Origin of the sequence: Nitratidesulfovibrio liaohensis (assembly GCF_011682075.1) — a bacterium.
Taxonomy (GTDB): Bacteria; Desulfobacterota; Desulfovibrionia; order Desulfovibrionales; family Desulfovibrionaceae; genus Cupidesulfovibrio; species Cupidesulfovibrio liaohensis.
In genome coordinates this window covers 1-5,720 of record NZ_VSMK01000156.1, presented here as the reverse complement: position 1 = coordinate 5,720, position 5,720 = coordinate 1, and the positions used below count along the sequence as shown (strand labels likewise).

The following is a 5,720-nucleotide window of genomic DNA, read 5'->3' as shown; positions in this document are numbered from 1 at the left end:
CGGCACCAATTGGCCGGGCTGGCCGGGGACCGCCACGCCCGGGGTGGCCGGGGCTGTCTGCCCGGCGGGCACCACCGGCGCCGAACCTGGCGCCGTGCCGAAAAACTTGTCGTACACCCGTCGCGCCACGGGACCGGCGTCGGAACCGCCATGCCCGCCGTGCTCCACCATGACCACCACCACCAGCCGCTTGCCCGCCTTTTCGCCCCATGTGGCGATCCAGGCGTGGTCACGGTGCTCGTAGGCCAGGTTTTCGGTGCGCACGCGCTCTTCGCCCACCATCTTCAGCTTGGTGACCTGCGCGGTGCCGGTCTTGCCGCCCATGACGGCATCGGGGCGGCGCAGCACCTTGGCGGTGCCCCGGTCGTCGTTGACGGTCAGGCGCATGCCGTCGAGAATCATCTTGCGCCCGGAGGCGGTGAACGGCAGCGAGGAGCGCACCACCGGGTCCTCGTCGGCCAGCAGGCTGGGCTTCAGCAGCTTGCCCCCGTTCATCAGGGCTGACACGAAGGCCGCCACCTGCACCGGCGTGACCAGGGTGAAGCCCTGGCCGATGGAGACGTTCAACGTCTCGCCCCGGTGCCACGGCTCGCCGAAGCGGCGGCGCTTCCACTGCTTGGAGGGCACCAGGCCCGACTTTTCGTGCGGCAGGTCGATACCCGTGGGCGCGCCAAAGCCGCAGGACTTGGCAAAGGCCTCGATCTTGTCGATGCCGAAGCGGTCGCTCATCTGGTAGTAATACACGTCGCACGATTCGATGAGCGAGCGCATCATGTCCACGCGGCCATGGCCGCCCTTCTTCCAGCAGCGGAACACCTGCTTGCCCAGCGCCACCTCGCCCGTGCACCACACCGAGTCGGTGGGGTTCACGCCCTCGTTCAGCAGCATGCCCGCCATCATCAGCTTCCATACCGAGCCGGGCGGGTACACGCTCTGGATGACGCGGTTCTGCAAGGGGTGGCGGGGGTTGTCGCGCAGGGCCGTCCATTCCTTCAACGAAAGTCCGGCCGCAAAGGCGTTGTTGTCGAACGACGGCTTGGTGACCAGGGCCAGCAGCTTGCCGGTGTCGGGGTCCATGGCCACCACGCAGCCGGTTTCGTCTTCCAGCGCGTCCCAGGCCACCTGCTGCAACCCGAGGTCGATGGCGAGGTCGATGTTCTCGCCGCTCACCGGCTCCTGCACCAGTTTCTTGTTCAGCTGGCGGCCCAGCACGTCCACTTCCAGCTGGTGCAGGCCCTTCTGGCCGCGCAGGCGGCGTTCCAGCACCAGTTCCAGCCCCTGCTTGCCCACGAAGTCGCCAAGGTTCAGGTCCCTGTCGTCCTCCAGTTCCTTTTCGTTGGCTTCGGCCACGTACCCCAGAATATGGGCCATCAACTCGCCCTGCGGGTAGTTGCGCTTGGAACGGGTGACGATCTCCAGGCCCGGCCATTGCAGCACCCGGTTCTCGATGCGCGCCAGCAGGTCGAAGGGCATGTCGGAGATGAGCAGCAGATGCTCGAAGGGCTTCACCCGCTGGCGGTCCTGGTTGAACTTGGCGGTGAGCTGTTCGAGGGGGATGCCCGTCCACTCGCTGACCTGGGCCAGGGTGGAGGGAATGTCGCGGCAGTCTTCGCGCACCAGGGCCAGACCGAAGGCGGGCCGGTTTTCGGCCAGCAGGCGCCCGTCACGGTCGCGCAGCAGCCCGCGCGAAGCGTAGATGCGTTCCTGGCGCAACCGGTTTTCGCGGGCCAGGCGTGCGAATTCCTCGCCGCGGTGAATCTGCAGGTACCAGAAGCGCACCACGAACAGGAAAAACAGCCCCGCCACAAGGCACTGGAGCAGTATCAGACCCGCGCGGGGCGGCTGGAAGCCTTCAGGCTCAAACTGGATGCGCATCGCCCATGCATCTCCGGCGCACGAAATGGGTCAGCCACCAGGCCGGGGGAATGGCGCAGGCCTGCCACACGCTTTCCATGAACAGCCTGTCCTGGGGAATATCCAACTGCTGCAAGGAGGCCATCATCAGCGTGAACAGAAAGTGGCACGCGCCAAGACCAAGGCTGAGCAGCACCACGAAGGCCAGGTTTTCGGCCTCGAACAGCCAGCGCCCCACGTTGAAGAAGACCACTAGTGCGCCGTACCACAGGGCAGTGGAGCCGAAGGCCAGCGTGCCCGCCCCTTCCTGCACCAGCAACAGCACCAGCAGCAGCCAGAAGGTCTGGTAGTGGCGCCGCTCCTGCAAGGACACCAGCAGCCCGGCCACCAGCACGTCGATGCCCGGCAGCCCCTGCTGGAGCCACACGCCCGCAAAGATGAAGCAGGCCCACCAGGCAAGATTGCTGAAATTCATGAATGTTCCGGCATGACTGGGTGGTTGTGCCCCATCTGGCCCGGGCCAGGTGGCTTGGGTTGAACGAAGCCTGCGGAACGGGGCTGGCTGGCCAGGGCCGGACCGAAATGCCCGCGCGACGGGGGACGTTCGCGTGTGATCGGCCCGCGCTGCGCGACGCGGGCCGGACGGTTATTGCCTATTGCCGGGGAGCCGTCCCGGCTGCTGTGCGGACGGCTGCGGAGCAGGAGCCTGCGACGCCGGCGGCGTGGATTGCGGACGCAATGCGCGCGTGCCCTGCTGACCGGACTGGACAGGTGACACGGGCTGCACGTGCGCCCCACCGTGCCCCGAGGTGGCATTGCCACGGCCGGTGCCCGGCCCCACGCCCTGAGTGGCGTTGACCGTGGGCAGGGGCAGGGTGCGCGCGCCGGGCTGCACGGGGGGCCGTTCCAGCAGCAGCACCTCTTCCAGGGCCTCCAGGTCGGCCAGAGGGCTGGCGTACACGGTCTGGAACAATGAAAGGTCGGACTGGGACACGCTTTCCACGCGGGCCACCGGCACCCCCTTGGGGAAGGCCCCTTCAAGGCCGGACGTCAGCACCAGTTCGCCCACCTCTATGCGGGCGTTCTGGGGCACATACTTCATTTCCAGCAGGCCACGCGGACCGGTGCCCACCAGGATGCCGGAAGTGCGGTTGACCGCGCTGAGCACCGCCATGCGGCTGCCCGGGTCGGTCAGCAGCAGCACGGTGGCGGTATATGGACCCGCGCGATACACGCGGCCCACCACGCCCTCGTGGGTGACCACGGGCGTGCCCGGCCCCGCGCCGGAATAGTACCCTCGGCTGATGATGGCCGATTCCAGCGCGGCCTGGGGGCCAAGCCTGTTGGCCACCACGCGCGCGCCAAGGGGCCGCCATCCTTCGGGGGGTTCCAGTTCCAGCAACGCGCGCAGGCGGGCCAGCTCGGCCCGCTCTTCGGAGGCAACCTGCACCTGTTGCGAAAGAGTGCGCACCTGCTCGCGCAGCGCCTCGTTTTCCTCGCGTACCCCGACCAGGTCGAGGTAATTGTTCCACGACGAAACGACCTGATCCCTCGCCCACACACCCGGTTTCAGGATGGCGCCCACGAATTCCAGACCGGCGTGTTCCGCCAGCCTGTCGAGCACGCCGGTTCTCTGGTTCCAGGTATACAGGCCAAGGTACAGGAACAGCGCCAGTACCAGAAGCAGGATGATGCGCTTGAGCGAGGCGTTAATCTATGCACACCTCCTTCAGGATGTGCAGATTGTCCAGCGCCTTGCCGGTGCCGATGACCACGGTGGAGAGCGGATCGTCCACCACGGTGATGGGCAGCGAGGTTTCTTCGCGCAGCAGCTGGTCGAGCCCCTTCAGAAGGCCGCCGCCGCCCGTGAGCACGATGCCCCGGTCCACGATGTCGGCCGCCAGTTCCGGCGGGGTCTGTTCCAGCGCGATGCGCACCGCCTGGACAATGCTTTCGACCTGCTCGGAAATGGCCTTGCGCACCTCTTCGGAGGTGATGATGATGTTCTGCGGAATGCCGGTGACGAGGTCGCGGCCCTTCACCTCGAGCTGCTGCTCGGGGTCCATGGGGTAGGCGGAGGCGATCTTGATTTTGATCTCTTCGGCCGACGATTCGCCGATGAGCATGTTGTACTTGCGCTTGACGTGGGTCATGATCGCCTCGTCCATCTTGTCACCGCCCACGCGCACCGAGCGCGAATAGACGATGCCGGACAGCGAGATGACCGCAACTTCGGTGGTGCCGCCGCCGATGTCCACGACCATGTTCGAGGTGGGTTCCTGGATGGGCAGGTTGGCGCCGATGGCCGCGGCCATGGGTTCCTCGATCAGGTACACCTCGCGCGCGCCCGCGCTCTGGGCAGATTCCTTCACCGCGCGCTTTTCCACCTGGGTGATGCCGGTGGGCACGCAGATCATGATGCGCGGCCGCACCAGGCGGCGGGAATTGTGCACCTTGGAGATGAAGTGGCGCAACATGGCCTCGGTAATCTCGAAGTCGGCGATGACGCCGTCCTTCATGGGCCGGATGGCCTGGATGTTTCCGGGGGTGCGGCCCAGCATGCGCTTGGCGTCGTGGCCCACGGCCAGCACCACGTTGTTGCCGCGCGTATCCTTTTTTACCGCCACCACCGAAGGCTCGCGCAGCACGATGCCCTGGCCCTTGACGTAGACGCAGGTATTGGCCGTACCCAGGTCTATGGCCAGGTCGTTGGAAAACATTCCAAGGACGAAATCCAGTATCTTTGCCATTTTATCTTACTTGCCTCTCTGAGGGGGAATGCGTATCAACGTTGAAAACAGGGCATTCTTCCAAAAGGACAGCCATTGTCAATGGAAAACACCACGACCCGGCTGCACCTGCTGGCGACGTATTTGCGGTTGCGCTTCGGCGCGCGCGTCCAGAAGGTGCCGCTCGACGCCGGCTTCTCCTGCCCCAACCGCGACGGAACGCTGTCGCGCGGGGGCTGCGTGTTCTGCAACCCGCGCGGGTCAGGGTCCGGGCTTGGCGAAGATGGACTGACGCTGGAAGAACAGTGGACGGTCTGGACGGGACGTTACGCCCGCACGCGCAACGCCGGACTGTTCATAGCCTATTTACAATCGTTTTCCAACACATATGGGCCCATTGATAAATTACGCCATGTTCTCGGCGTGTTGCCTGTTCTGCCAGGCATCGTGGGAGCGGCAGTGGGAACCCGTCCTGATTGTGTGGACAATGAACGGCTGGATCTTGTGGCGGCTCTCCCCCTTCCGGAAGTCTGGCTGGAGCTGGGGTTGCAGTCCGCCCACGACGCCACGCTGGTCCGCATCAACCGGGGGCATGACGCCGCCGCGTCCGAACGAGCCGTGCGGGACGCCGCAGCACGGGGACTGCGCGTATGCGCGCACCTTATCGCCGGGTTGCCCGGAGAGAGCGACGGCGACTTTCTGGCCAGCGTGGACTGGGTGAACCGGCTGCCGGTGCACGGCGTGAAGTTTCACGGCCTGTACGTGTGCGAGCACACCGCGCTGGCCCGGCAATGGCGGGCCGGGGAATACACCCCGCTGGAGCGCGAGACATACGCGGACCTCATCGCCCGCGCCCTGCCCCGACTGCGACCGGAAATCGTCATCCAGCGCCTGACCGGCGACCCGGCGGGGGATGAATTGCTGGCCCCGGACTGGGCCAGTGACAAGCGGACCACCACCGCGCGCATCCACGAACTGCTGGCCCAGCGGGGCACATGGCAGGGCAAGGAGGTGGCGGAAGCCGCCCCGAACGAACCGAACGCACTGGCCGCACTGGGCGCACCGGGTGCACACCCTGCCCCGCCCGCCGTGGCGGCACCTCCTGCGTGGTTCGCCGTGCCGCCCCACCGCCTGCCG

The 5,720-nt window shown here is 66.3% G+C and carries 5 protein-coding genes; 1 reads left to right on the top strand and 4 read right to left on the bottom strand.

Translation table 11 applies throughout. The annotated features are described in order from the left end of the window. The 4 genes from mrdA to FVW27_RS06575 all read right to left on the bottom strand — a co-directional run. The coding region (gene mrdA, locus FVW27_RS06590; protein ID WP_243838255.1) for a penicillin-binding protein 2 at positions 1–1,875 on the bottom strand (1,875 nt) is incomplete at its 3' end. Beyond that, positions 1,859–2,329, bottom strand: a complete 471-nt coding sequence (locus FVW27_RS06585; protein ID WP_167123753.1) for a DEAD/DEAH box helicase family protein — start codon at positions 2,327–2,329, stop codon at positions 1,859–1,861. The genes FVW27_RS06585 and mrdA, both read right to left, overlap by 17 nt. Before the next feature lie 171 nt (positions 2,330–2,500). Further along, the gene (mreC, locus tag FVW27_RS06580; protein ID WP_424991853.1) at positions 2,501–3,478 is read right to left on the bottom strand and encodes a rod shape-determining protein MreC; all 978 of its coding nucleotides are present in this window, start codon (positions 3,476–3,478) and stop codon (positions 2,501–2,503) included. Positions 3,479–3,563: 85 nt separating this feature from the next. Beyond that, a complete protein-coding gene (locus FVW27_RS06575; protein WP_007527040.1) occupies positions 3,564–4,604 on the bottom strand; it encodes a rod shape-determining protein in 1,041 nt (346 codons plus the stop codon). An 81-nt stretch (positions 4,605–4,685) separates the two neighbouring features. Here FVW27_RS06575 and mnmL point away from each other — a divergent pair. After that, positions 4,686–5,720, top strand: a 1,035-nt coding sequence (gene mnmL / locus FVW27_RS06570; RefSeq protein WP_167123751.1) for a tRNA modification radical SAM protein MnmL/YtqA, incomplete at its 3' end; no start/stop codon positions are given.